Below are 22,571 nucleotides of genomic sequence, written 5' to 3'. Positions count from 1 at the left end.
AGTGCAGCCTTAACATATGTCGTATTACCAAATAATTAAAAGCTAAGAAAGTACGCGCAGAAATTGAGAACTATAAAATTCGATAAAACCAAATGTGGCGTAGAGGTCCTGCTAAGGGTGGGTTCAGGAGATGAAATAAAAGAAGCTTATACCGACACAGAGGCTTACAATACTGACTATTTTGAAATCCTGATTTTCAGAAAAGCGAAAGGTTACCTCATACTAAACCAGCAAAAGACCAACTTGCAAGACAACACCATTGCCTTTATTTCTCCTTTTCAGAAGCGAGAATGGAAGCTGGACCCAAACCACCTGGATTTTACTTTTCTTATCTTCCAGGAAGATTTCCTCAATAATTTCTTTGCCGACAAGCTGTTCACGTACCGGCTGCTCTATTTTTACCAGCTCGATTACCCGCTGAACATAAACGTTACAGCGGAATATATCCAAAAAGCCTGCAGCATACTTACCGAAATTCACACCGAACTTAAAGAAACTAAACCAGACAGCGAACATCTTATCCGCTCGCTTCTCTACTATTTGCTGTTGAAACTAAACAGGGATTACGCGCAGCACAACCACCTGCCACTTGAAAAGCCTGAAAACAACTATGCTTATCAGTTTAAGCGGCTACTGGAGCTACATATCAAGGAAAAGCAACGGATCTTAGATTATACTGAGCTTCTGGGCATTAGCAGAATCACGCTGAACAAAGCAGTACAATCACAGTTTAACGTAACCGCCACCCATCTACTCAAACAAAGACTACTTTTTGAGATTAAAAACTACCTGATCCACTCTGGTTTAACGGTAGCCGAGATAGCGCATGAGCTCCACTTTTCGGAGCCAAACCATTTGATGCGGTTCTTCAAAGCGCAAACCGGCCAGACGACTACCATCTTTCTTGCCGATTATCAAAATGGTAGCATTATATAGGGCTTTGGTAGGCGGTAAACATGCCGTTATTCCGACCTTTGCAACGAGTTCATTCCTTCACAAATCTTGGAAAGGGTGAAACACGGAAACTAAAACAATAGAATAATCATGAAAAGAGTATTTTTGCTGGTAGCGTTAACTTTAGCTGCTACCTTTTCTTTTGCACAAGGCAAAGCAGACACAAAGGCAAGTCTTCAGCTAGTCAGAAACGCTACTTTGATTCTAGATTACGCCGGGCAGAAAATCCTGGTTGATCCCATGATTTCTCCTAAGGGAGCCTTTCAGTCTTTCGCTGGAATTGAGCGAAACCCAACGGTCGATCTGAAAATGCCGGTAAATGAAATTACCAAAGGCTTGGATCTGGTTATGGTGACCCATAGCCATCCTGATCACTTTGACGAGGCCGCCAGCACGATCCTGGATAAATCTGTACAGCTCATAAACCAGCCTGCTGACAGTGAATTTTTCAAAAAGGAAGGATTCATCAACGCAGAAACCCTGGATTATAGTAGGAAATGGAATAATGTGCGTATTCACCGAATAGACGCACAGCATGGCACCGGCGAGGTACTGAAGATGATGGGTAAGACCTCAGGGTTTGTGCTGAAGGCCAAGAACCAACCTACTATCTACATTGTCGGGGATGCTATCTGGACGGACGAGATCAAAAAGACAATCAAAAAGTATAAGCCCGACTACATCATCGTCAATTCCGGGGGTGCCGTTGTCCCAGGCTATGAGAATACCCCTATCCTGATGGATGAGGACCAAACAATGGCTTTAATTGGTGAGAGCGGCAAGGCAAAGGTTATCGCTGTGCATATGAATGCGCTCGACCATTGTCGCACCACAAGAGACTCACTACGTCAAAAAGCTGAAAGTCTGAATATCGGAGTAGATAAACTGATTATCCCACAGGATGGCGAGGTAGTGAAGTTATAAATATAAAACTTTGACTATTGCTCCAAAACTCCTTTTTATTCCCCCGATCACTGTAGAAAAGATCGTAATAGAATCTTTTGGTCTAGAAAAAAGGCCTTCAGCTAACGCCGGAGGCTTTTTTCATTTGCTTCGGACACTAAAGTCGCTCTGCTCTAGTTTTATGAAGCTGTGTTTCCATATAAGGCGTCCTTCCTAAGAGGACAAAGCCCCTTCCATCTAATACAATCTTCGGGACTTACCTGCCCCTATTCTCATGGCTATCTAACTTCAATTCATGCTGAGGCTAGCGCTTCTAATAAAGCAAAACTTACCCTTCTACCATCTTTCAATTCTTCAACAGAATCAGTGCTATCTTATGAGCCTTCCTTTTTTATAATGATTACAAGGTGCTTTACAAGATTCCGTTCATGTTCTTTCAACTCACTTGTTTCTATTTCTATAACAGTTAAGAGCTGTATGTATTAAAACGGCAATTTTTGAACATCCACATTGCCACCTGAAAGTATAACTCCCACCTTTTGGTTTTTCAATGTTCCTTTTTCCTTTAATAATCCAGCGAACGCAACAGCACTTGAGGGTTCAATTATAATCTTCATTCTCTCCCAGATCAAACGCATTGCTTCTATAATCTCTTCTTCCTCTACAAGCACAATATGGTCGATTCCCTTTTTGATAATTGGAAAATTAACGTCTCCTAAATTCGTTCTAAGTCCATCTGCAATAGTGGATTTATTATCGTGCGTTTCAATTCTATTAGAAACCAATGAACGGAAAGCATCATCTACAAGAACGGGTTCTGCTCCTATAACTTTTATTTTCTTCGAAAAATTTTCTGCTGCCAGAATTGTTCCTGCAACCAACCCCCCTCCTCCTACAGGAGTATAGATACAGTTTAGATCAGGATAATCCTCAAGCAGTTCCATGGCTGCAGTTCCCTGTCCTAAAATCACATTCAAATCATTGGATGGATGAAGAAAAGTCAGACCTTTTTCTGCTACCAGACGATTGGAAGATTCTTCTCTTGCTTCAATTGTTGGGTGGCACTCCACTACAATGCCTCCATATCCTTTTACTGCATTCTTTTTTACGGTGGGTGCGTTGGAAGGCATAACTACATAGGCGGCTATTCCTAAGCTTTTAGCGGCAAGTGCCAATGCCTGGGCAAAGTTTCCTGATGAATGCGTCACCACACCTTTCTGTTTTTGCTCATCGGTTAATTGCATTATGGCATTTACTGCTCCGCGCATTTTAAATGCACCCATACGCTGGAAGTTCTCACATTTAAAGAACAGCTCACAGCCTGCTATATCATTTAACAAGTTGGAGGTTAGAACTGGTGTTCTGTGGATGTGTGGGTTTATCCTTTCCTGTACTTCAACCAATTGATTTTTCATTCCTTAATTTCTGCTATTATTTCTACTTCCAATTGGTAGCCATAATGTAACTCCGGCACGGGTACCACAGTCCTTACCGGCTTATGTTCTCCCATAAAAGAAGCATAAAGTTTATTAAACTCCGGCCATAACTTGACATCGGAAATGTAGGCTGTCACTTTAACTATCTTCTCCTTAGCCGTACCTGAAGCGTGCAGTATTTGAATTATATTTTCAAATACTACTTTAAATTGCTTTTCAAAAGGGTCGTTATGATGATGTGTTCCATCTATTGAAACAGGTAGTTGGCCAGAAACAAACAATAGATTACTGGAGATTATTGCAGTGCTGTAATGTCCATTTGCGGCAGGTAATTGTTCATTTAAAATTATTTTCATTGGCCTGCGATTTAATTTAAATAGTGTTGATGTCAATATTGCTGCAAACGGATTAGTCCATGCTGTGAATGAGGGGTAGGCGAAATTGTAACCTGTGCCGTGTTAGCAGGACTAGTTCTTTGTTTTTGCGCCTACCTCTACCTGCTTTAGATAAGCCATGGCTTCTTTTGAGAAAACGAAAGGCTTTGCCTTGTCTTTTTTTGCTGCTTTGTTGTAGAGGTAAACAAATTGGAAAGGATCATCGATGTTCGCGATCAGCTTTTTCTTCAGGCCATTACGCTCTATGATATCGGCCATGTAAAAGCCGGGAATATGGCCGCTCATGCCCACTACCTGCTGCTTTATTTCCTGGCTTGTGTAGGTTTTAGTACCTGCGGCCATCTCCAGTAGCGCCTCGTCCAGCTTTGGCATCTGCTTCTCGCCGAGTTGCAGCAGGTAGGCTCCCCAACGCATGTCTTCGGGCATATCTTCAGACATGGTGAAGCGCTTGTCGATCAGGTCAGGTGCACCTTCGTTCAGCAGCAGTCCCAGCATCAGGAAGAGGCTTTTATCTTTTTCGGCAATAGTATACTTTTTCTCGGCGCGCACCAGGTGGTGCAACTCATGGCCGCCCAAGATGCCATACTTGGATTTGTCGTAAATGTAGGTTCCCGACAGCGTTAACACCAGGTTGCCCCTGTTCGCCACCGCATCGTTGCCCAGTGCATTAAAGTATAAAGTGGCTTCCGGTTTGGTGAGGTGCATCCGCTTAGGAAGCATGGTATAGGTTACTTTGTAAAGTGAGGCCAGGTAAGCTTCCTCATCGGCCAGTATATTTTGCAGAAACTCCCGAAGCTGAGGTTCGTTGGCTTTGTAATAGTGTATCAGGTAGGTATTGTAATTTTGCTGAGGGTCTTTCAGACGTTCACGTAGCAGGCTGTCGTGCTGCGGCATGTATACCACTTCCATGTCTTTCCGGAAACGGTTCAGGTACTTTTCTGTATACGCCTGGTTCTGTATGTATTGTGCATTGCCTTCCAAGGTAAGAAAGCTTTTCCAGAGGGCATCGCTAAAAGGCTTGTCCTGGCGAAGGCTGTCGGTCAGTTCGAAGTACCGGACTGCGGCAGTGGCATCTATGCTTTGTGCCTGTAGTAAATGGCTGAATGTCAGTGCAACAAAAAGAGTAAATAGTGTTTTCATATATAATTATAGTAAGTTTAAGTTAATTCTGATAATGGCTTTTACTTCTGTTTTATTTCTTTAGAGCTTGATGAATATACTTTTCTATTGCCTGCTCATCCATTCCACCCGTGTATAAAACTTTGCCCTGCTTGTCTATGAGAACTACCATTGGATAAGCACCTATACCATACGCTTCGGCTACTTTACCTCCTTTGAATTCACTCTTGAAGATGGGCCTGTTTTTTATAGAAACTTACCATATCCTCCTTTCTGTCAAACTGCAAAGTCCTTGTGCTGGAATTTCTCCGACAATGCATTTCTCCTTTATGATACACTTTGCCATAAGGATTGTGTTTTCTGCAGTGGTGCGCTTACGAAGCCGCGTCCTGTCCCTCGAAACCAAGCGTAACAGGAAGATAAAAAAATTATAGCTTACACCTCACAGCACCATTGCAGAAACATTTTTTTAGCAACATGTGCCCTTCTTCTCGCAACTTGTAGTCGGTCGTTGCATTGTCGTCATGGTGTCGCGTAATAGAATTATTTGTCTCGCCATAGTCATAACCTGCCAATGCATGGTTTACCTTTTTTACTCTGCCTTTAAAACTTTTACAGGTTCAATATGCGCCGCTCGAATGGTTTGGGAAAGGACAGTCAGTAGCCCGACTATGGCAACCAAACCAAAGCCTATACTTACATTTGTAAAACTTAAATCAACAAGCCTGCTGCCTAAATCTTGTCTAATTAAATCACCGCCAAACAAGCCAGCCGGAACACCAATAAGTCCGGCAATTAGTATAAGCATGCCAAAATTTTTGGTAACTATCCACACCAATTCTTTGTTGCTTGCGCCCATTACTTTTCTGATACCGAGTTCTTTTGTGCGTGTTTCTACGGAGTAACTTGCTATGCCTAAAATGCCCAAACCAGCTATCATCATAACGATAAGGGCTAAGCCTCCAAAAGAACCTAATCTATCTCCAATTCTTAAATAACCATCTTTTAAATTCTGAAGATTTGCTGTTTTTTCAGGAAAATGGTTTTCCCATATGGATTGAATAGCTTTGGTAGCTTCCAATTCTGTATTTGGATTTATTTTTATGGTCAAGGTGGCTATTTCATTTGGCAAATACCTATATAGTAAAGGAGCTGTTTCGCCAATAATCTCATTGGGCATGATGCCAATGACCTGTACATAGGCTGAATCCAGTAATAGCGTTTGCCCCACTAAAGTCTCCGATTCAGATTCCAATAATTTTGCGGCAGCTTCATTCACCAACACATATTGCTCAGCACTTTGGGGCATATTTTCAGGAAAATTATGTCCGGATTTTAAGCTGATACCTTCTGCTTCAATTGTTTTTGGGTCGATACTTACGTAATACATTTCCAAAATTTTATCATTTAATGTTACAGAAGATTTGCCCTTTTTCATCGGTTTAAAGTACCAGTTAGTTGCTAAAGTTGTCTCTACCTGGCTTAACTGGCTTATTTCGTTTTGCAGGTTTTCATATTTTTCACCTCTTAAATCTAGTGTCAAAACATTAGGTGACACGGTTGAGTTGATGATTGCATAATTTTTTATTTCATAATCGGCTACTATCACAACCACTATCATCAGCATAATGGTCACTGAAAATTGTACTACAATCAAAGCTTTGTAAACAGCAATACTCCGGAACAGCTTTATATTCTTCATTTTACGCAAAACCTGAATAGGCTGAAACGCTGACAACAGCCATGACGGAAGTGCCCCAGCGACTAAGCCTGTGATAACTGCGTAGGTCAACAAGCCTAAAATTAAGGTTGTGTCATAGGAAAACGCCGTATCCATTTCGGGTATATAGTGCGTTAAAATTTCAACACATGGCAGTGTAACCAACAAAGCAAGCAAGGCAATAAGGGTCGATTCCATTAAAAACTGACCAATAATTTGTCTTCTTGTTGCGCCTATCGTTTTGCGAATACCGACTTCTCGCGCCCGGGAAAAGGCTCGCGCCAATGTCAAACTGATATAGTTAAAAGCAGATAAAAGAGTTAAGGCCAGGATTAAAAATAGCTGCGTTTTTATGCCCGTCCAATCGGTGCCCGCATTGTGGTCATTTTTAATGTCATCGTTTCGAGGGGTAATAGCCTCTATGGGTTGTGCCAAAAACTGAAGGTTGCTCTTCTCCAGTTTCCGAGTATAGTTTTGGAGCGTTGTATTGAGCTGCTTTAAATCATCTTCTGATTTTAAACGTGCGTAAATTGCTGCACTCTTGAAGTCCCCCCAATTTTGTGAACTATTACTGAAAGCTCCTTTCTTTTCAAGCATTTCACCAGCATGAATAGAAAGCATTGCCTCAATGGGTAGATGTGTTTCTAAAGGCGGATCCTGGATAATTCCCGCAACGGTATAAGAACCTAAGTTTTCAAATCGAACCGTGTGCCCTAAAGCATTGGCGTTGCCAAATATCTTTTCTGCTGTTTTTTCAGTTAAAAAAAGTGTGTTGGGATTATTAGCAAGGCTTTGTGCATTACCTGACAACAGTTTAAAGCCAAAAACATCAAAAAAAGAAGGCTCTGAAAATTTAATGTCAATAGGTATATTACCTCCGTCGGTTTGCAAATTATGTTTTCCTGCCAAACGTACTTTTACCGTTTCTTCAACAAAGGAGACGCTTTCCATATAAGTCGCCAACGGCAATGGAACTGTTGCCCATTTGGTTTGTACTCCCTCAATTGTTTCCTGCGTGAGTATCCGTACGACTTGATTTAATTTTGGGTGAAAATGGTCTGTATCGTGAGTGGCTTTCAGGCCTGTAAAAAGAATAACACCAACCGCCATACTCAATGACAAGCTCAATATATTGACTAATGAAAAAAGTTTGTTTTTCCAGAGTATCCGTATAGCGATTTTTAGATTGTTCTTTATCATGACTTAAAGCATTGATTTTTAATGAAAAGCAGACCAAATATTCAGGAAATTCCCGCTCAATTCTAGTCGCAAATTTTGTGTTGATTCTAAGAGCTTACCTCGCTGATATTATACTTTATTCCCTTAATGCTTAGTAATTGGTTCTTAGGTGTAAGAATAGGGATGAATTAGATTAACAACAATTTAATGTGATTAAATACCTTAAAGATGTGATGAAACTGATGAATGTCCAGGATCCGAGAAGTACATGTTGCAAAAAAGATTAGTACATACAGCTGAGACTGCGGTACTTTCTTTTATCTCAGTGAGTGTTTGCCGTGGTGAAGCTTATAGGTAGGATTGTCAAACTTTTCTTTATTGTCTGAGAACATTATGTCGGGATACCCAGAAGGGCATGCTTGTTAATGTACTTGGCTTTGCGGTGGCGCAGCTACCGTATAGGTGTGGTTATAGGCAGTTGTTTCCATTTCTTTCTGCTTGGCTACCATATTTGAATCTGCACTGGTTCAATATCCAGCGATGCATATTGGCTCCTGTCTCTATGTATTGGCCGTTGTTCAAAAGCACTGTCTGAAAATTCCCACTGTTCCAGTCGATTCGCCTTTTACTGGTGAACCTCATCTTCCCGTTTTGTGAAACTCTGCCGTAGACCCTGTGGCAGACATCTATTTCATAGTCCTCCCTGCCCAAGTACTTTATTTCCCCATAGACTAAGGCGGAGTTCCTGTTTACAGCTGGGTGCAGCTCTTTTTTTAGTATTTCACCTGTCTCCACATCGAACTGGTAGCGCACCAGTTCAAAGGTGGTGATGGCAAGCTTCTGCATGTCATAGTTGAACTTCGGGTCAGGAGCGTAGGTAAGCTCTGAGTCAGCAAACCAATCGAAATGATAAACGGATTCGGATATGTTACGGCAGGAGCAAAGCAACTCACCTAAGATGTAAGCGTTTAGGAGTTTCCCCCCTGCATAGAACTCCAAAACCTTAAGTTCTGGGGAAGGGATTTCCTCACTATAATCATCGATCACAACCAGATTCTTTCCGTCATTTGAGACATGAACAGTCTTGGAGCTAAAGTCTCCCTTGACAGTATACAGTTGGCGGCTGCTGATTACATCATACAGGCCCCAAGTGGTCTCAATAACGGCTTTATACTCTTTGCCATTAGGAAACATCACCATACCATACTTGTGGGTGAGCATCCGCAGTTCATACGCGTAGTTCTCGCTTTTAAAGCTTCTCCTGTACCTGCCTTCATCAGCAAGGCCCTGAAGGGTTAGGAGGGCAAACAAAAGGAAGAGGTACAGCTTCTTCATTATTCATTATTTCCTAACGTGCTGGTATAGCAGATTGCAAGGCGTCGCCGCAGCAGTACTGCTATACTTTGTTGTATGGTTGTTATTCTTCTGTTTCTGCTGAATCGTATCTATAAATATCTACATCAGTAACAGTCTGCGTCTGATAAAGAAATTCTATAGTTTTTAAGTTATGTCCTAAAGCTGGCGTTGACTCTTCTGTATTGACATCGATGTACATTACAATTTCAAGTACAGAAGTCAGCTGGTAATCATATTTTAACTTATTGATGACTTCAACCTTGTCTCCAAACTTATCAATAACTTCTTCCACAAGTTTCTCAAGAAATATTGATTCTTTTCCTTTTCCAGTTGACCACATCCAAGAAGCAAATTTCTGATTTGGAATATACCGACCTTTATCCCCTTTCTTCCAAGAGTCTGTTGGCTCTATTCCAAGTGCGATTGTGACTTCGTTAGGGTCAAAATCATCTCCTTGAAGAGCAAAGTAGACGTAGGAATGTGAAAGAGTTTTATTCATGCTTTTAATATCATACAACGTCTTGTGTAGAAGGCGGACGAGGCGCAGCCGAAGTATGGCTTATATGCCTTGTTGCCAGAAGTTATTCTTTTTATTCGTGTATAAAGTAGCGATCAGTTTCTTCGCCTTCATCTACCATATTTACAGATACAGCGAATAGTTTATCAAAAGCTTTCCCCTTTGTACCTTCATCCATGTTTGCAACTTCTATCTCTGCTATTGGAACTGCAAGTTTATCTCCATTCAGGAGGCCATTTTCTTTTATATGTTTCAATAGAGTAGTTACATCTTCATAAGGTGCTTCCTTCTCATCCATATGCCAGATAAAGTCTTGCCTTTCTTCGGGGTCATTTGGGTCATATATTACTGTACCTGCTATTGAGTCATGGGTGATTTGTCCCCACACTACTTGCCTTGCACCTAATGCACCAAGAAATAACTCCAAAAACTGTTTCCTTTTATTCGCTTTCAATCTACTTACTTCATGATTAATATACCTTACAACGTGCTCGTATATAACCTGTGCGAGGCTGTCAGCCGAAGCATAAGGTATAAACTTTGTTGTGTGCTGTAGTTCTTGTTTAGTGCTGCCAGCCTTCTATGATATAGTTTTTCTCCATTATCTTTCGTTCTGGTCCACCATTTTTAGGTCTAAGCCATACTTCGAACCTTGCTGCATAAGGTTTGCCCCAATCCCCTTCATAAATTGTGAAGTCATTGGTTGTCATAAACTTTTTTAATTCTCCTCCTGAACTTGAAACTTCCACTGAGCTTGCCCTTGGTAACCTGCCCGTTGACAATGGCGTGTTCTTCGTTATTTCAAACGCTTTGAGATAAACTGTTCCATCTTCAATATATTCAACCCATAGGTCATATTCATAAATCCCTGGTTGAAAGGAGTTATAAAGAACAAAATCAGGGTAGCTTCTTTCCACTACAGAATCAGCTCTTGCATTGTTGAAACCAGAGCCTATAGGCTTATTCAATTCAATTCCTTCTGGTATTGTCAAGTCATCAGTAAAAGGGTCAGGCATTGCCATTGATACAAAGAAAGATATTGCTGAAAGAATAACTAAACTTAAGGCTCCTGCACAGAATGCTGCTCCCGTTAGTATTCCTTTTATCCAACGCTTTTTTATGAATTGATAAATTGTAGAAATAAAAAGTATAAAGAAGGCTAAACCAACCAACACCAAGCCAATAAGCTGTAGTGCAAATGAGGATGTAAACATGCTTACTGCCCAAAGCCCAGCAGCTACAGCAAAAAAGATAAATGGCCTGTGCCATTTATCAAAGGTTGTTATAAAGAAGCTATAAAATGACATTTCTTTTTATTCTGTACTTCCTATTGCACACAACGCCTTGTGCAGCCAAAGCCCGCAGCGTAGCAAGGGTTAAAGCTGCACCTTGTTAGGTGAGTTTGTTTTTCTGTTCTTCGTAACTATAGATTCAATAATGAACTTCAATTTTCTCGCTACATACTCCGATGTATATTCATTCGAGGCATAACCTTTATTGTTCTTAGTTTTTATAATTAGTCTTGAAGATGAAGTAACGAAGCTTATATATTTAACACTCTTTATTTGAATACTTTCTATCGCATTAAAGTCTATAGTTTTTCTCTGGAAGAGGTGCTTTGTTAGCACATTCAAATTTTGAATCTCAACAGTCCTTGTTGTTAAGTCAAATTCAACTCTATTATCTGCTCCGATGGCTTTATAAAGAGTATATCCAATAGATACCATCCACACAAGGCTTAAGATGATGCTTTCAACACTAAAGTCACAGTACATTAGTCCTATAGCTGGAAGCACAATAAAAATAAACAGGAAAAGTATGCTTATCCAATCAGGATTTTTCTGTTCAAGGATAAAACCAGTAGGTGTTTTTGAAGCATTTTTTATTAATTCATTATACTTAAATAAGCTAATGATATCATCGACAAACTTTTCTGGATTCTTCATTTGTATTTCCAATAACACCTAACGTGGTGGTGCAGCCGATGAGTGAGGCGAAGCCGAGCATAAGGGCTGAACTTTGTTGGGTAAAGTAGTATTAATTTAGCATAAGCCTTTTTGTCCATTTCGCCTGTTGAAGGGTATCTAAACAGTGGTTTGTTTGAGCATCATAGATACTGTCTTCTTTGAACCTTTGCATCGAAAAATATTTAAATACCGAATCTATCTCTGCTTCTTTTTTTCCCCACAGTTTAGATATACTATCTGTAGCCATTCTTACATTTTTCTCTGTTATGTTAAAATGCCCTTGTTCATGTTCAAGTAGTATATCACTGTCCATCGCATCTTCTTTTACATAAGATTTTGATTTTATCATATATACAACTGCAATTGCAGGCGGGTAATTAAACATTTTATTTTTTTTGTAGATATAGTTGCTAAATACAGACGCATCAAAGTTCGAACTATCAGGAACATCACCCCTCTCACCTTCCTCTATTACATTGAAGTCATTCCAATTCAATTGGGGAGTCCAAGCTATCGAATCGTTATCCAGATAAATAAGAGATAGAAGGGACTTGTCGGGAGTTAGCATTAATATACTATTGAGTGCAGCAAGCGCTACTAAAGAATGACTGGTCTTTCCAAGTCTGGCTCTGTTGGAGCTTTTTCTAAGAAGTAATACAACTGCCACAAGCACACCAATCGATTGAAGTGGATTATAAAAAATATAAGACACTTTCAGCATAATTAGTAGACAAAGAACGGCAACTAAAAATGCAGCAACGGATTCAGTAAATGCATTAACAGATTCTGTAAATTTCGCCTCTAAGATTTTTACTACTGAATTTAATAAATATAATAGTGCATAAATAACAGGAAAAAGAAATACGATTGCTCTTTGCCAGTATGTAGTGGCAAAAGAAAAAGAAGCTAAGGTTACACAGATAATTAGAATGAAAATGTATATATTCTTCAACACTCAACTTTTTAATAATTCCTATTTTACCCAACGTACTAAGCTAAACGGCGGCGGAGGCCGTCGGCCGATGCTGGCGTTTAGGTGTTGTTGAGTTAAGTTATTTTTTCCTCCGCACCTCTTATTGAAGTCCAATATTCTACTTTCACATCGTCGTCTATTGCAACGGGCACTTTATTTGACCAATGGTAATCGCTTCCTTTTTTCTTGCAACCTGATATCCAATACTCTTCTCTTGTTTCAGCATCGAAGAAGTTTCCCTGAATTTTTTCGCTACCTGCTCTGTGAAAGGTTTTATCTCTATAGTAAATGGTCTGAAAGGTTCTTGAAAATGTCACTCTTCCTATTCGGGCTTCTCCAGTTTCCTTATTTTCCAAGTACATAATTCTGCTTTTCATTGGGCTTCTTTTTAAGGAGAGGGAATTAATTCTTCTTTATAATTTAACTCAACGTGCTTGGCTATGAGGTGGCGCAGCTACCTTATAGGGTTTGTTGTAGTGTGTTCTTATTCTCAATTTTGATGTCTTTCACTTCAAAATAGTCTTCAAGGCTGTCACCTATCCCTGGGTTAATCGGCATGCAAAAACCGTGTATTCTGACCATAGTAGTGTTGTCAAATTCAGAAGCGGGAAAACTTGCCTTATAATTCATTTCAGGTATAACCAGATGTATTTTATTTTCTGAACTTTCAATCTTCACCTTGTATTTTTTAACAAATGGCTTTCCCTTTGCTACTTCAAACTTTAAAATATCAGATTCTTCAAGAACATCACCTGTTGAGCGTGACCAACTACCATTATGCTCATTGTTTGGTCCGTTCATTAAAGCGAAAGAAATTTCTAGGTTTTTGAAGTTGTCATAAAACCTTACCTCCTTTTCTTTTTCAGACTTAATTACTGCTGTCAGTTCTATTTCATCTCCAATCTGGTAAGTTTCTTTATCTGTAAGAAAGTATCTCTCTGTTCCATAAAAATCGTCAGTTTGACAACCCGATAGAATTAAAAAGCTAACTACAATTAGAAAGATTTTTTTCATAATGTGAATACTCTACAACGGCTCGTACAGGCAATGGGTGAGGCATTTGCCGAGCATAATGCCTGTGCTTTGTTAGGTGATATATTTTTACTTAATTCTTCTCCACAAGAGTTCTTATTCCTTGCTTTTTAACAAGTTTATAAGTCCCATTAAATTCGTAAGGCTCCCAATGACTGATAGTACTTTCTTTATACCTTGGCATTTCTAAATTTATACTTATTGTGGAATCACCAAAGACTTCGATATAGCCTTTCAATGCACTTTGTTTTTGGGGAAACTTTGAATTTAAATGTCTGTAAGTAAACACCAAGCTGTCAGCTTCAATTTTTCCTTCAAGCCTGTTAGTATAAATCCAGTTAAATTGGTCATACTCGTATTTTGCTAGGCTATAAGTATGTATGTTCCCGCGTCCCTTAGTGTGATACTTTAGTTGTAGTTCGTGTTGGTATACATCATAGTCATATGCTAAAATCTCCCCATATGGTTTTTGAACTTGGCAGGAAGCAATGGCCATGCTAATGACAATTAAAAATAAGAGAGACAAGCTTTTATTCATTTCATAATTCATATACCACCTAACGTGCTTGTGCTATAATGTGGGAAGGCGTAGCCGCACCTAAATTATGCACTTTGTTGGATGGAGGTATTTTTTTCTTTTTTTCAATAAACAACTCCGCCTTTACACCATTTAGTGACTTCACCATCTTTGCTGACTTCAATAAAGTAATTGTCAAGCCCATGTGGTTTATGAACCATGACAGTAACAATATAGTCTTCTTCTTTTAATATTACTGGTTCTGACACATTCACTTTTCTTGCTTGCTTCCATATGCCTGTCATCGTCTTAAAATTAGGTTTAGGAAACTTATTGTTATCAACAGAGGAATAAAGCGGTTTATAATGCTTATTTATACTTTCTATAGTTTTGATTCCTGATGAATCTTTAGAAAACAAGTCCTTCCAGTCTTGTCTGAAGACGTCATTCTGATGGCAGACTGGTCGGTAAATTGGGCTGTATTCAACTATTTCAGGTTCTACTTTAAACAGAGTTTTATTACCGTAAACTGAATCTGAAATTACTTCCTTGAAATAATCAAAGGCTATTTGTTCATAGAAGACCTGTCCATTTACTGTTGATGGAATTACAAGCAAGAACAATATGTAAAGGATAGGTTTCATTTATAGTTTTACTTACATCCAACGTCTAGTATAAACGACGGCGATGGCCGTCGGCCGAGGTGACGTTTATACCTTGTTAGCCGTAGATTTTCTTTTTAATTACAGGTTGAATATGCATTTGCACATTGCATGTCTGGAGCAAGCCAGCCTTGCTTTATTTTACCCTGGTGCTCAACTTTAACATATACCCAGCCTTTATTGATGGAAGTTACCTGATACAATCTGTTGTCGTAATTCTGTATCGTAAAGGTTGTCTTTGAGGATTTTCTTGGTTCTGCATAAAGGCTCAATGTCTTTCCTGCGTCATAGTTTCTTGCATAGATACCGATAAACTTGCCTTTCTTAATCCAGCCCTTTCCCTGTTTTCCAGAAATCGAGTATTCTAACGTGCCGTAAAAGAAGTCGGTGGTTTGCTTTGTGGCGGTTAGAAACAGAAAATCCTCTTCATCAAAGTTCTGCTTAACCGCTGCAATTACCTTTCCACTTGGTTGGTCATATATGGTAATATTCCCTTTGTATTCTGGGTCAATCAGTAGTTCACTCGTTGTTTCTGAAGTCCGAAAATGGACAACAGAAGCTATAAGTAGTACAAAGGCAAAAAGCTGATTCATGTTTATAATTTACGGCTAACGGTTGGGCTATGGTGCGTTTATGCACTATAGCTGGTGTTTGCGGAAGCAGTTTTAGAAATCTTTACAGCCTATATTCTCTCCATTCCTGTTGAAATAGCACTCTCTGACCTTGATGCCATTATCATGGTATATCTCGAGGGTATCAACTACTTTTCCATTCATATACTGCCCTTCCATAAACACCACATCTGTTCTGGGAAAGTATCTCACAAATGGTCCATGCATTACTCCATCTTTGTGATTCATGATGGTGCGTATCTTTCCGTCTTCAGTGTAATATGTAGATGTACTATCTGCCATGCCTTCGACATACTTCCCTTCAAATTCCTTCCTCCCATTTAGGTAATAAGCTATAGTGTCACCATGTGGTAACCCCTGCTTATACATTGCATAAGTCTTCATATTACCGTTTTCATAATAGACACTTGTTCCTCCATGTCTTTGCCCCATGTAAGTTTCAGACACTGTTTTTAGTGACCCGTTCTCATAGTACTCTGTATCAAGATTGGAGCAGGATGTAAAAACGGATGTACAAAAGCAGAGGGTAATGAACCTGCCTTTGTGTTTTAATAATTTTTTATACAATTTTTATCTTCTAAAAGTATACATGATTTCTTGTTACCGCCAACGGGTTGTACATAAGGTGAGCGAGGCGTAGCCAAAGCTTGACTTATGTGCTGGGTTATGTAGTGCTTTTCTTTATATAATTACTCTTGGTTCCGATATGTGAGTTACTTCTGCTTTGTTCAAAAACTCCGACAAAGGAATTTGACCTGTTGCTTCACTGTTTGTAAGCTCGATATAATATTCCAACGGGTTACCCATTCCTTCTTCAAATACCCAAAATCTAAACCGTCTGCGGGTGCCATTCTCATTTAGATTAATCAGTTTATAGCAACATATTTGCATTGATTGACTGTAATATAAATTTTTAGGACTTAGTATACCTTCTGTAAAAACACGTCGGTATACTGTGTCTTCAATATCTAATATGACTCTTAAACTATCGAAGTAGACGATGTTGTATTCGCTAAGAGAATCTTTTAGAATGTTTCCCTTGAACTTCTGGTACTTCGTAGTCTCATAGTCCTGACTGAAATATTGCTCAGCTAAGTGACTCTCAAATTCGCCTTGATTAGCATAAGTTCTTTCCTTTCCAACTACTCCACTTCCTTCTATTGTTTTGCAGCCACAAATAGCAATAATGATTAGAATAAGATATGCTACTTTCATTAATCTTTTATGATTGAAGTGCTACATAACGTACTGGTGTAGACGATGTGCAAGGCGTAGCCGAAGCATGAAGTATACACGTGGTTGGGCATTGCATTTTTTAAGTTCTTAAGTTAGAATGCGCTATTATGTTGCCTCTACTGAAATACTATTTATGATCTCCTGTATGCTACTTTTATGCTCTGCCATTTTAGAGGCTGGCACAAAGAAGTAGACGTTGATTAAAGCGTCATTTACTTTAAAAAAGAACAGGTTCAGGTACTCATTTGAAGCATTGTCTAACAGCACAACAGACTGTGCCTTCACGCCATCGATCACCATTTCTTCCGTGGTAACTTCTTTTAGATTGTTTGCTGCTGTTGACTCTTTTACCTGCTTTTTCACTTCATCATGCAGCGGCTGCGAACTTACATTTGCCCCTACCATCAAACTTATACCTTCCTTCTTGTTCTTGAATGAAGCAAAGGTACTAGAGCTAATTGAGTCAAGCTTAAAGCTTAAAGGAATGGTTATTTCGAAGCCTGCTGGGAAACTGATATACTCTTGCTGTCCGTTGGTGTACCTTATCAATGCGTATCGAGCGCCTGAGTCATAGAATCCCCTTGCCGCTACTTGCCCCCTGTTGCTGTAGGAGATAACCTCTCCCTCCAACTGGTCATTTAAGTAAGAACCCTCTTCTTTTTTCTTCCCGTTCCCGAAGTAATAGGCATAGCTGCCGTGCTTGCTCCCATCTTTGATGGAGAAAGCTGATTCCACGTCACCGTCACTATAGAAAGTCAGAAGCGTGTCCTGCTGGACTCCATTTTCGAAATAGGTTTTCTTGCGCATTGATCCATTCTTGCGGAAGAACTGTGACCATCCGTGTTGCTTTCCATCCTTGAAATCAACAAGGGATGAAATGCTCCCATCTTCGAAGTACTCTGTCAGCCTACCATCTGCCTCCTCCTTACTATTGACATAGTACTCCTGTTTTATACTTCCTGACGAGTAGTATTCAACCCTTTTGTCCTTCTCATATATCTTACTAAGCAAGAAGACGCCCCCTGCTGCAATAAATATTATAGGAATGTATCTTCTGTAGCTCCTTTCTTTCCTCATTAACTTAAATGCTCATTAACAGCACCTTCTATGACTTCTGAACGTTGCAGAATGGTTACGCATCTATTTATTTTCTGTACTTAATGTGTTGCCCAACTACTGGACATACGATAACATACGCTTATCTGCACTATGTACGTAGCTTCTGCATACTGCTTTGGCGCTTTTTTGCTGGCTGAATCCGGTATAGGCGACTGGTGTATGCATTGATGTATATGTTTAAGCTAATGTAGCGGATTGCTAGAGGTTATCCAACGGGCTGACGATTTTATCCAAGGCATGGGTGGTGATGTGGGTGTAGATCTCGGTTGTTTTGCTGCTCCGGTGCCCCAGCAGCACCTGGATGTAGCGCAAATCTGTTCCCTGCTCCAGCAGGTGGGTGGCAAACGAATGGCGAAGCGTGTGCGGCGTTGCCGGTGCTTTGATCCCGGCCTTCTCCTTACTTGCCCTGAACACATTGCGGATGCTCTCCACCGTGTACTGGCCGCCCGTCTGCCCCTCGAAGAGCCATACTTTGGGTTTATAAGCCCTGTAATAGACACGAAGACTTTCCAGTAGCTTCTGGGCAAGCAAGGTGGTGCGGTCCTTCTTGCCCTTGCCCCCGCGGATGAGGAGCAGGTTCCGCTCTGATTGCACGTCCGTTAGCCTCAGGTTGATCACCTCCCCGATCCTTAGGCCGCCGGCATACAGCAGCTGCAGCATGCAGCGGTGCTTCAGGTTCTCAGTCACGGAGAGTATTTTCAACACGTCCTGCTTACTTAGCACCTGCGGCAAGCGTTCCGGCTTCTCAGGGCGCTCCACCTGGTTTAGCTGCACCTCATGGCGCATCAATACGCGCTGGTAATAGAATTTGATCGCGTTTATGCTCTGGTTCACAAACGAGACAGAATAAGTACCCGCCTGCACCATGCTGCGATGGTAATGGTTGATCTCCTCTTCCGAGAAAATATTAATGTGCTCCAGCCCCTTATCCTTGTAAGCATTCAGAAAGCGCAGCAAAAGGCTGTGGTAGGTGCGGATGGTGCTGAGGCTGTAATTCAGAAGAAACAGCTTTTCCAGAAAGGGTATCGGGCAAGGCACATACCCGCCCCCTTTCCGGTAGTTTTGCTCCCAGAGCCTGGCCTGCAAAGCTATATCCTTTATCCGCATCGTCTGTGCCAGCCACAACTGGGCTACGGGTTCCAGTTCCATTAAGAGCGCGTGCAGGCTGTTACTGTCTGCAGTAACCACAAAGCACTGCATCTGGGAAAGCCAGTTAGCTACCCTGCTTTGCTTCAAACAGGTATAGATGTCCTTGTGGTACTGGTAGCTTAGCTGCACATACAGCTTGCCCTGGAATTCCAAAGGTTGCAGCCGCACCACGGGCCTTACAGGCACTTTCTCCATTGGTTCTGCAATAGTGGCGATCACATGCTGCAGAATCACGGCCCCCTCTGCAGGCCGCAGGCGCCTGGGCCTGTACAGGTAGCGTGTGTCCACTCTGGCCAGCCCCTGGAAGTGCTGGTGCGTCATCTCGATAGCCTGAGCGGTGTGGTGCATGACAAAGCACCTGTAGGTCTTGCTGTAGCGGATCCAGCTGGCTTCTTTCAGGCTCCTGGAGATAAAAGGGCTGGGCTTGTGCCAGACGCGGATAAAGGCCTTGCCTGCATGCTCGAGCAAATTGAGGTACAGGACAGGCAATTGAGAAGGGTAAGTCATGGCTAATGGGGTAGTTACTGCGCCTAAGGTAAAACCTTTCAAAATCGTAGCCGTGTTAATACGCGAGTATACACGGCTATAAGCGGGTAAAAACGCGGGTAAGTTATGAGCCATTCCAGAACATGCATCCAGTGCGGTACCGCCATCGTGGGCAGAAGCGACAAGCGCTACTGCTCCGATCCCTGCCGCCACCTTGCAAACAACGTGATCAAGCAGCGGAACCAGCACGAACGCAGGATTCTCCAAATCAATACAGCGCTGCGCAGAAACCGCAGCATTTTAAAGCGGCTCAGCCCGCAGGGCAAGACCACCCTTCCCCGCCAGTACCTGGAGTTGGCAGGCTTCGACTTTCGCTACCTCACTCAGGTTTACCGCACCCGGAAAGGAAATACGTACCACCTGTGCTATGACTATGGTTACCTGCTTTTGCCTGAAGAAAAGGTATTGATTGTTAACTGGCAGCCCTACATGGACGAGCACAGCTAAGGATGGCTTTATCAAATTAATTTTTCTTCACTATAAACTGTATTCTTCTGGAACAGCCAGATGTTCGGGGATAAGGTTCTATATTCCATCCCTGGGGCTTCTTTGCGACACATTTCCTGCAGTTAAACGCTTCGTGCGCTACTGCTTACCCTTTGCTTCAGAAAATGTAGCGGATGGCGCACCATGGCACTACTTCCTGCTGTAGGGCTCTAAACTGGCTAATCCACTGCGCCTTTAGCTGATGCTGGTACCTTACGTTGATGCCGCCGAACTGGCTTTGCTTTGTCTCCTGAATGGCTGGCGTCCAAATCAATTCCTCCGCTTTCGGGTTGATAGAAAGGTTTAACTCATGCTGCCACTGGTTGTGCGTCAGAAAGATCACTTCACAACTCATCTGCTCTTTTAGCTTCGGGTGCACCGCCTGGTTTAGCTGCTCAAATAATTCTCTGTAATCTTCCAGCCAGCCTTCATACACGATTACTGGTGAAAAATTAACGTGTACCTCATAGCCCGCGTGATAAAAATCGTTGATGGCCGCCAATCGCTTCGCTAAACTGTCTGTGCGCACGTCCACCAGCTTGCTTACCTGCTGTGGTAAGAGACTAAAGCGAACACGCGTTTTACCCTGCGGATCATAGGAAAGCATCTCCTGGTTCACGAATTTGGTTGCGAAGGTGGCAAAAGCCTTCGGATGCTCCCTGAAGAAATCAACTGCCGTCTGCACACCGTCTGAAAGGGCAGCATCCACCGAAACGTCAGAATTGCAGCCAATGTCGTAGGTATAGTACTGTGCATGCGTCTGGTTAGGCACTTTTGGCCATGCCTGCTTTTGCACATGCTTATCCACGGCTAGCAGTATTTCCTCTGTGTTAGTGAAAAGGGTAATGGGATTCACTGCCTTGTTCCGGTCCACATAGCAGTAAGCGCAGGCCCCCATGCAGCCGTTGGCAAGGCTAGGCGCTATAAAATCAGAGCTTCGGCCACTCTCCCTGCACACCAGCGTCTTCAAGCGTCCGAGCACCAGCACATCTGATTTTACCTGAAAGTGATTGCCTTCGAGCGCTGGAAGCCTGTTGTGCTGCACGATCTCTTTGTAGTCCGCAGCAGGGTAAGCCAGTAAAACATTTTTCCCGCGCTCATTTAAGGCATCCGGGGTGTAAAAGATGGTGGAGGGATTGAATTGTTGCATACCCTTTTACAACAGTTTTAGCACCTGCATGGTTCATGCAAACAAATAACCAAAACATTGATAGTCAATACGTTATTAACTATATTAAAAGCTACGTTCTGAATTCTAAAGCCCGGTATTGTGTTTACTTTATAGCACCTGCTGTACTTTAAAGCAAGTGTGTGCAAGTGAGTAACCTTATTTAAAAAACAGCACACGTAACCCATGCAAATAGCCTTGAAAGAAGAGTCGAGCACGATCACAACTAAGCCTCAATCAAAACTGTGGATGCCTAAACAGGTCCTGTTCACGCCCGCTGCGTTGGAGGAACCCTGGGGCCAGCAGATGTATGAGCGCGTGCGGGCGTTGGGCTTGCCGGTGCAGGAACAGAAGAGCAACCGCATCACGGGCTTGCGCGGAGAGGACGAGCGGGAAACATACCGCAAAGCGAAAAGTACCCTGGCCATCGTCACAGCGCCACCGGGTGCCCTGAAGCTGCAGCCTATTCCCCCGTCGGCTGACTGGCAGTTTCACCTGGCTGAAGGCTGCCCTGCCCATTGCCAGTACTGCTACCTGGCCGGAAGCTTGCAAGGCCCGCCTGTTGTCCGTGCCTTTGCGAACCTTCCTGCCATACTTCAAAATCTGGTGAAGTATAAAAAACCTGGTGGACTGACCACGTTTGAAGCAAGCTGTTATACCGACCCCTTGGGCATAGAGCACCTGACTGGCAGCCTGGCCGAGACGATCCGCTTCTTTGGAGAACAGGAAGGGATGCACCTGCGTTGGGTGTCAAAGTTCGACCAGGTGGATGGCCTGCTTGACCTCCGGCACCATGGCAACACCCAGCCTCGGATTAGCCTGAACACTGAGTTTATCTCCAGGCGTATTGAGGGTGGCACCGCTCCGATGGAAGCACGACTGGCAGCTATCCGCAAATTGGCGTTGCCTAAAGCAGACGGCGGAGGAGGATACAACGTGGGATTGGTTATTGCCCCTATCATGCCCGTTCCAGATTGGGAAGCGCAGTATACGCAATTGCTGGACAGGCTTGAGCAGACCCTTGACTTCCCGTGTGAAATAACATTTGAGCTGATCAGCCACCGCTTTACGCCTGGCTCTAAGGCGATCCTGCAGGAGTGGTATCCAAACACCCAGATAGATTTTGATGAAGCGAACCGTTCGCTGAAGTATAACAAGTTTGGCGGCAAGAAATACGTTTACTCTCCGGCTACCATGCACCAGCTGCGCAGCTTTTTCTACGCCGAGTTGAAGCGCCGTTTTCCTGCAGCCCCTGTTTTGTACTGGACCTGATACTGTTTTCTGGAAAACGAAAAGAGCAGCTGTACTTCATTCTTCAGATTTTAAAGTTTTTACTTCTACAGGTCTACAGCAAAAAAGCCGCTCCTTTCAGGTGGAGCGGCTTTTTCTTTAAGTCCTATAAGCTATGGTTAGCTACAGCGTGTGATAGCTTTCCATGATCAGCAAAAGTATGCTTCTAAACAAAAGGCGCTACCAGGCTTTTTAACCGGGTAGCGCCTCTGATT

24 protein-coding genes are annotated in these 22,571 nt (G+C 42.1%); 4 read left to right on the top strand and 20 right to left on the bottom strand.

Annotated elements, in window-relative coordinates:
• Window positions 1-63: 63 nt before the first annotated feature.
• Both A0W33_RS16435 and A0W33_RS16430 read left to right on the top strand, forming a co-directional pair.
• Entirely contained in the window at window positions 64-936 is an 873-nt protein-coding gene (locus A0W33_RS16435; RefSeq protein WP_068839182.1) for a helix-turn-helix domain-containing protein, read from the top strand.
• A gap of 108 nt (window positions 937-1,044) precedes the next feature.
• Window positions 1,045-1,878 (top strand): MBL fold metallo-hydrolase, encoded by an 834-nt coding sequence (locus A0W33_RS16430; RefSeq protein WP_082815280.1) that lies wholly within the window; start codon window positions 1,045-1,047, stop codon window positions 1,876-1,878.
• 461 nt (window positions 1,879-2,339) lie between these two features.
• Here the strand turns inward: A0W33_RS16430 and A0W33_RS16425 are convergent, their stop codons facing one another.
• The 19 genes from A0W33_RS16425 to A0W33_RS16335 all read right to left on the bottom strand — a co-directional run bounded on the left by A0W33_RS16425 (window position 2,340) and on the right by A0W33_RS16335 (window position 19,373).
• The gene (locus A0W33_RS16425; RefSeq protein WP_068839181.1) at window positions 2,340-3,272 is read right to left on the bottom strand and encodes a pyridoxal-phosphate dependent enzyme; all 933 of its coding nucleotides are present in this window, start codon (window positions 3,270-3,272) and stop codon (window positions 2,340-2,342) included.
• Window positions 3,269-3,649: a RidA family protein gene (locus A0W33_RS16420; protein WP_068839180.1), complete on the bottom strand. Its 381-nt coding sequence runs from the start codon at window positions 3,647-3,649 to the stop codon at window positions 3,269-3,271. The genes A0W33_RS16425 and A0W33_RS16420 overlap by 4 nt, the downstream gene beginning before the upstream one ends.
• Window positions 3,650-3,760: 111 nt before the next feature.
• The gene (locus A0W33_RS16415) at window positions 3,761-4,828 is read right to left on the bottom strand and encodes a DUF5700 domain-containing putative Zn-dependent protease (RefSeq protein WP_068839179.1); all 1,068 of its coding nucleotides are present in this window, start codon (window positions 4,826-4,828) and stop codon (window positions 3,761-3,763) included.
• A gap of 571 nt (window positions 4,829-5,399) precedes the next feature.
• Window positions 5,400-7,727: an ABC transporter permease gene (locus A0W33_RS16410; protein WP_068839178.1), complete on the bottom strand. Its 2,328-nt coding sequence runs from the start codon at window positions 7,725-7,727 to the stop codon at window positions 5,400-5,402.
• Between the two features lie 447 nt (window positions 7,728-8,174).
• Window positions 8,175-9,041: a hypothetical protein gene (locus tag A0W33_RS16405; protein WP_068839177.1), complete on the bottom strand. Its 867-nt coding sequence runs from the start codon at window positions 9,039-9,041 to the stop codon at window positions 8,175-8,177.
• An 82-nt stretch (window positions 9,042-9,123) separates the two neighbouring features.
• On the bottom strand, window positions 9,124-9,561 hold the full coding sequence (locus tag A0W33_RS16400) for a DUF4279 domain-containing protein (protein WP_068839176.1): 438 nt from the start codon (window positions 9,559-9,561) through the stop codon (window positions 9,124-9,126).
• A gap of 91 nt (window positions 9,562-9,652) precedes the next feature.
• Window positions 9,653-10,006 carry a hypothetical protein gene (locus A0W33_RS16395; protein ID WP_157578070.1) on the bottom strand — a complete coding sequence of 118 codons (354 nt, stop codon included), beginning with the start codon at window positions 10,004-10,006 and terminating at the stop codon, window positions 9,653-9,655.
• 136 nt (window positions 10,007-10,142) lie between these two features.
• Window positions 10,143-10,886 (bottom strand): hypothetical protein, encoded by a 744-nt coding sequence (locus A0W33_RS16390; protein WP_074937134.1) that lies wholly within the window; start codon window positions 10,884-10,886, stop codon window positions 10,143-10,145.
• Window positions 10,887-10,955: 69 nt separating this feature from the next.
• Window positions 10,956-11,525: a hypothetical protein gene (locus A0W33_RS16385; RefSeq protein WP_068839173.1), complete on the bottom strand. Its 570-nt coding sequence runs from the start codon at window positions 11,523-11,525 to the stop codon at window positions 10,956-10,958.
• 91 nt (window positions 11,526-11,616) lie between these two features.
• Complete coding sequence (locus tag A0W33_RS16380) at window positions 11,617-12,498, bottom strand: hypothetical protein (RefSeq protein ID WP_068839172.1); 882 nt, start codon at window positions 12,496-12,498, stop codon at window positions 11,617-11,619.
• A 95-nt stretch (window positions 12,499-12,593) separates the two neighbouring features.
• Window positions 12,594-12,896, bottom strand: a complete 303-nt coding sequence (locus tag A0W33_RS16375) for a hypothetical protein (protein WP_068839171.1) — start codon at window positions 12,894-12,896, stop codon at window positions 12,594-12,596.
• An 82-nt stretch (window positions 12,897-12,978) separates the two neighbouring features.
• Window positions 12,979-13,533 (bottom strand): hypothetical protein, encoded by a 555-nt coding sequence (locus tag A0W33_RS16370; protein WP_082815279.1) that lies wholly within the window; start codon window positions 13,531-13,533, stop codon window positions 12,979-12,981.
• Between the two features lie 91 nt (window positions 13,534-13,624).
• Window positions 13,625-14,101: a hypothetical protein gene (locus A0W33_RS16365; RefSeq protein ID WP_068839170.1), complete on the bottom strand. Its 477-nt coding sequence runs from the start codon at window positions 14,099-14,101 to the stop codon at window positions 13,625-13,627.
• A gap of 92 nt (window positions 14,102-14,193) precedes the next feature.
• Window positions 14,194-14,712: a hypothetical protein gene (locus A0W33_RS16360; RefSeq protein WP_068839169.1), complete on the bottom strand. Its 519-nt coding sequence runs from the start codon at window positions 14,710-14,712 to the stop codon at window positions 14,194-14,196.
• A gap of 95 nt (window positions 14,713-14,807) precedes the next feature.
• A complete protein-coding gene (locus A0W33_RS16355; protein ID WP_068839168.1) occupies window positions 14,808-15,323 on the bottom strand; it encodes a hypothetical protein in 516 nt (171 codons plus the stop codon).
• Window positions 15,324-15,395: 72 nt separating this feature from the next.
• On the bottom strand, window positions 15,396-15,809 hold the full coding sequence (locus tag A0W33_RS16350) for a toxin-antitoxin system YwqK family antitoxin (protein ID WP_139237070.1): 414 nt from the start codon (window positions 15,807-15,809) through the stop codon (window positions 15,396-15,398).
• 234 nt (window positions 15,810-16,043) lie between these two features.
• Complete coding sequence (locus tag A0W33_RS16345) at window positions 16,044-16,577, bottom strand: hypothetical protein (RefSeq protein WP_068839166.1); 534 nt, start codon at window positions 16,575-16,577, stop codon at window positions 16,044-16,046.
• Window positions 16,578-16,703: 126 nt separating this feature from the next.
• Window positions 16,704-17,675, bottom strand: coding sequence for a toxin-antitoxin system YwqK family antitoxin (locus A0W33_RS16340; RefSeq protein ID WP_068839165.1), 972 nt, complete (start codon window positions 17,673-17,675; stop codon window positions 16,704-16,706).
• A gap of 240 nt (window positions 17,676-17,915) precedes the next feature.
• On the bottom strand, window positions 17,916-19,373 hold the full coding sequence (locus A0W33_RS16335) for a tyrosine-type recombinase/integrase (RefSeq protein ID WP_068839164.1): 1,458 nt from the start codon (window positions 19,371-19,373) through the stop codon (window positions 17,916-17,918).
• A gap of 105 nt (window positions 19,374-19,478) precedes the next feature.
• On the opposite strand from A0W33_RS16335, the gene A0W33_RS16330 reads away from it, so the two are divergent.
• On the top strand, window positions 19,479-19,859 hold the full coding sequence (locus tag A0W33_RS16330; RefSeq protein ID WP_068839163.1) for a hypothetical protein: 381 nt from the start codon (window positions 19,479-19,481) through the stop codon (window positions 19,857-19,859).
• A 157-nt stretch (window positions 19,860-20,016) separates the two neighbouring features.
• Here the strand turns inward: A0W33_RS16330 and A0W33_RS16325 are convergent, their stop codons facing one another.
• Window positions 20,017-21,048 carry a spore photoproduct lyase family protein gene (locus tag A0W33_RS16325; protein WP_068839162.1) on the bottom strand — a complete coding sequence of 344 codons (1,032 nt, stop codon included), beginning with the start codon at window positions 21,046-21,048 and terminating at the stop codon, window positions 20,017-20,019.
• Between the two features lie 267 nt (window positions 21,049-21,315).
• Between A0W33_RS16325 and A0W33_RS16320 the strand changes: the two genes are divergently transcribed.
• The gene (locus tag A0W33_RS16320; protein ID WP_216637164.1) at window positions 21,316-22,338 is read left to right on the top strand and encodes a spore photoproduct lyase family protein; all 1,023 of its coding nucleotides are present in this window, start codon (window positions 21,316-21,318) and stop codon (window positions 22,336-22,338) included.
• Window positions 22,339-22,571 lie beyond the last annotated feature (233 nt).

Origin of the sequence: Pontibacter akesuensis, from assembly GCF_001611675.1 — a bacterium.
Taxonomy (GTDB): domain Bacteria; phylum Bacteroidota; class Bacteroidia; order Cytophagales; family Hymenobacteraceae; genus Pontibacter; species Pontibacter akesuensis.
Note: the sequence above shows the minus strand (reverse complement) of the source record. Positions and strands in the feature narration are given on the sequence as shown.

What these genes read in the sequence shown, in the direction of transcription:
- A0W33_RS16430 (WP_082815280.1), top strand. Translation starts at nt 1,045, where the DNA reads ATGAAAAGAGTATTTTTGCTGGTAGCGTTAACTTTAGCTGCTACCTTT.
- A0W33_RS16425 (WP_068839181.1), bottom strand. Translation starts at nt 3,272, where the DNA reads ATGAAAAATCAATTGGTTGAAGTACAGGAAAGGATAAACCCACACATC.
- A0W33_RS16420 (WP_068839180.1), bottom strand. Translation starts at nt 3,649, where the DNA reads ATGAAAATAATTTTAAATGAACAATTACCTGCCGCAAATGGACATTAC.
- A0W33_RS16415 (WP_068839179.1), bottom strand. Translation starts at nt 4,828, where the DNA reads ATGAAAACACTATTTACTCTTTTTGTTGCACTGACATTCAGCCATTTA.
- A0W33_RS16410 (WP_068839178.1), bottom strand. Translation starts at nt 7,727, where the DNA reads ATGATAAAGAACAATCTAAAAATCGCTATACGGATACTCTGGAAAAAC.
- A0W33_RS16405 (WP_068839177.1), bottom strand. Translation starts at nt 9,041, where the DNA reads ATGAAGAAGCTGTACCTCTTCCTTTTGTTTGCCCTCCTAACCCTTCAG.
- A0W33_RS16400 (WP_068839176.1), bottom strand. Translation starts at nt 9,561, where the DNA reads ATGAATAAAACTCTTTCACATTCCTACGTCTACTTTGCTCTTCAAGGA.
- A0W33_RS16390 (WP_074937134.1), bottom strand. Translation starts at nt 10,886, where the DNA reads ATGTCATTTTATAGCTTCTTTATAACAACCTTTGATAAATGGCACAGG.
- A0W33_RS16385 (WP_068839173.1), bottom strand. Translation starts at nt 11,525, where the DNA reads ATGAAGAATCCAGAAAAGTTTGTCGATGATATCATTAGCTTATTTAAG.
- A0W33_RS16375 (WP_068839171.1), bottom strand. Translation starts at nt 12,896, where the DNA reads ATGAAAAGCAGAATTATGTACTTGGAAAATAAGGAAACTGGAGAAGCC.
- A0W33_RS16370 (WP_082815279.1), bottom strand. Translation starts at nt 13,533, where the DNA reads ATGAAAAAAATCTTTCTAATTGTAGTTAGCTTTTTAATTCTATCGGGT.
- A0W33_RS16365 (WP_068839170.1), bottom strand. Translation starts at nt 14,101, where the DNA reads ATGAATTATGAAATGAATAAAAGCTTGTCTCTCTTATTTTTAATTGTC.
- A0W33_RS16360 (WP_068839169.1), bottom strand. Translation starts at nt 14,712, where the DNA reads ATGAAACCTATCCTTTACATATTGTTCTTGCTTGTAATTCCATCAACA.
- A0W33_RS16355 (WP_068839168.1), bottom strand. Translation starts at nt 15,323, where the DNA reads ATGAATCAGCTTTTTGCCTTTGTACTACTTATAGCTTCTGTTGTCCAT.
- A0W33_RS16345 (WP_068839166.1), bottom strand. Translation starts at nt 16,577, where the DNA reads ATGAAAGTAGCATATCTTATTCTAATCATTATTGCTATTTGTGGCTGC.
- A0W33_RS16340 (WP_068839165.1), bottom strand. Translation starts at nt 17,675, where the DNA reads ATGAGGAAAGAAAGGAGCTACAGAAGATACATTCCTATAATATTTATT.
- A0W33_RS16335 (WP_068839164.1), bottom strand. Translation starts at nt 19,373, where the DNA reads ATGACTTACCCTTCTCAATTGCCTGTCCTGTACCTCAATTTGCTCGAG.
- A0W33_RS16330 (WP_068839163.1), top strand. Translation starts at nt 19,479, where the DNA reads ATGAGCCATTCCAGAACATGCATCCAGTGCGGTACCGCCATCGTGGGC.
- A0W33_RS16325 (WP_068839162.1), bottom strand. Translation starts at nt 21,048, where the DNA reads ATGCAACAATTCAATCCCTCCACCATCTTTTACACCCCGGATGCCTTA.
- A0W33_RS16320 (WP_216637164.1), top strand. Translation starts at nt 21,316, where the DNA reads ATGCCTAAACAGGTCCTGTTCACGCCCGCTGCGTTGGAGGAACCCTGG.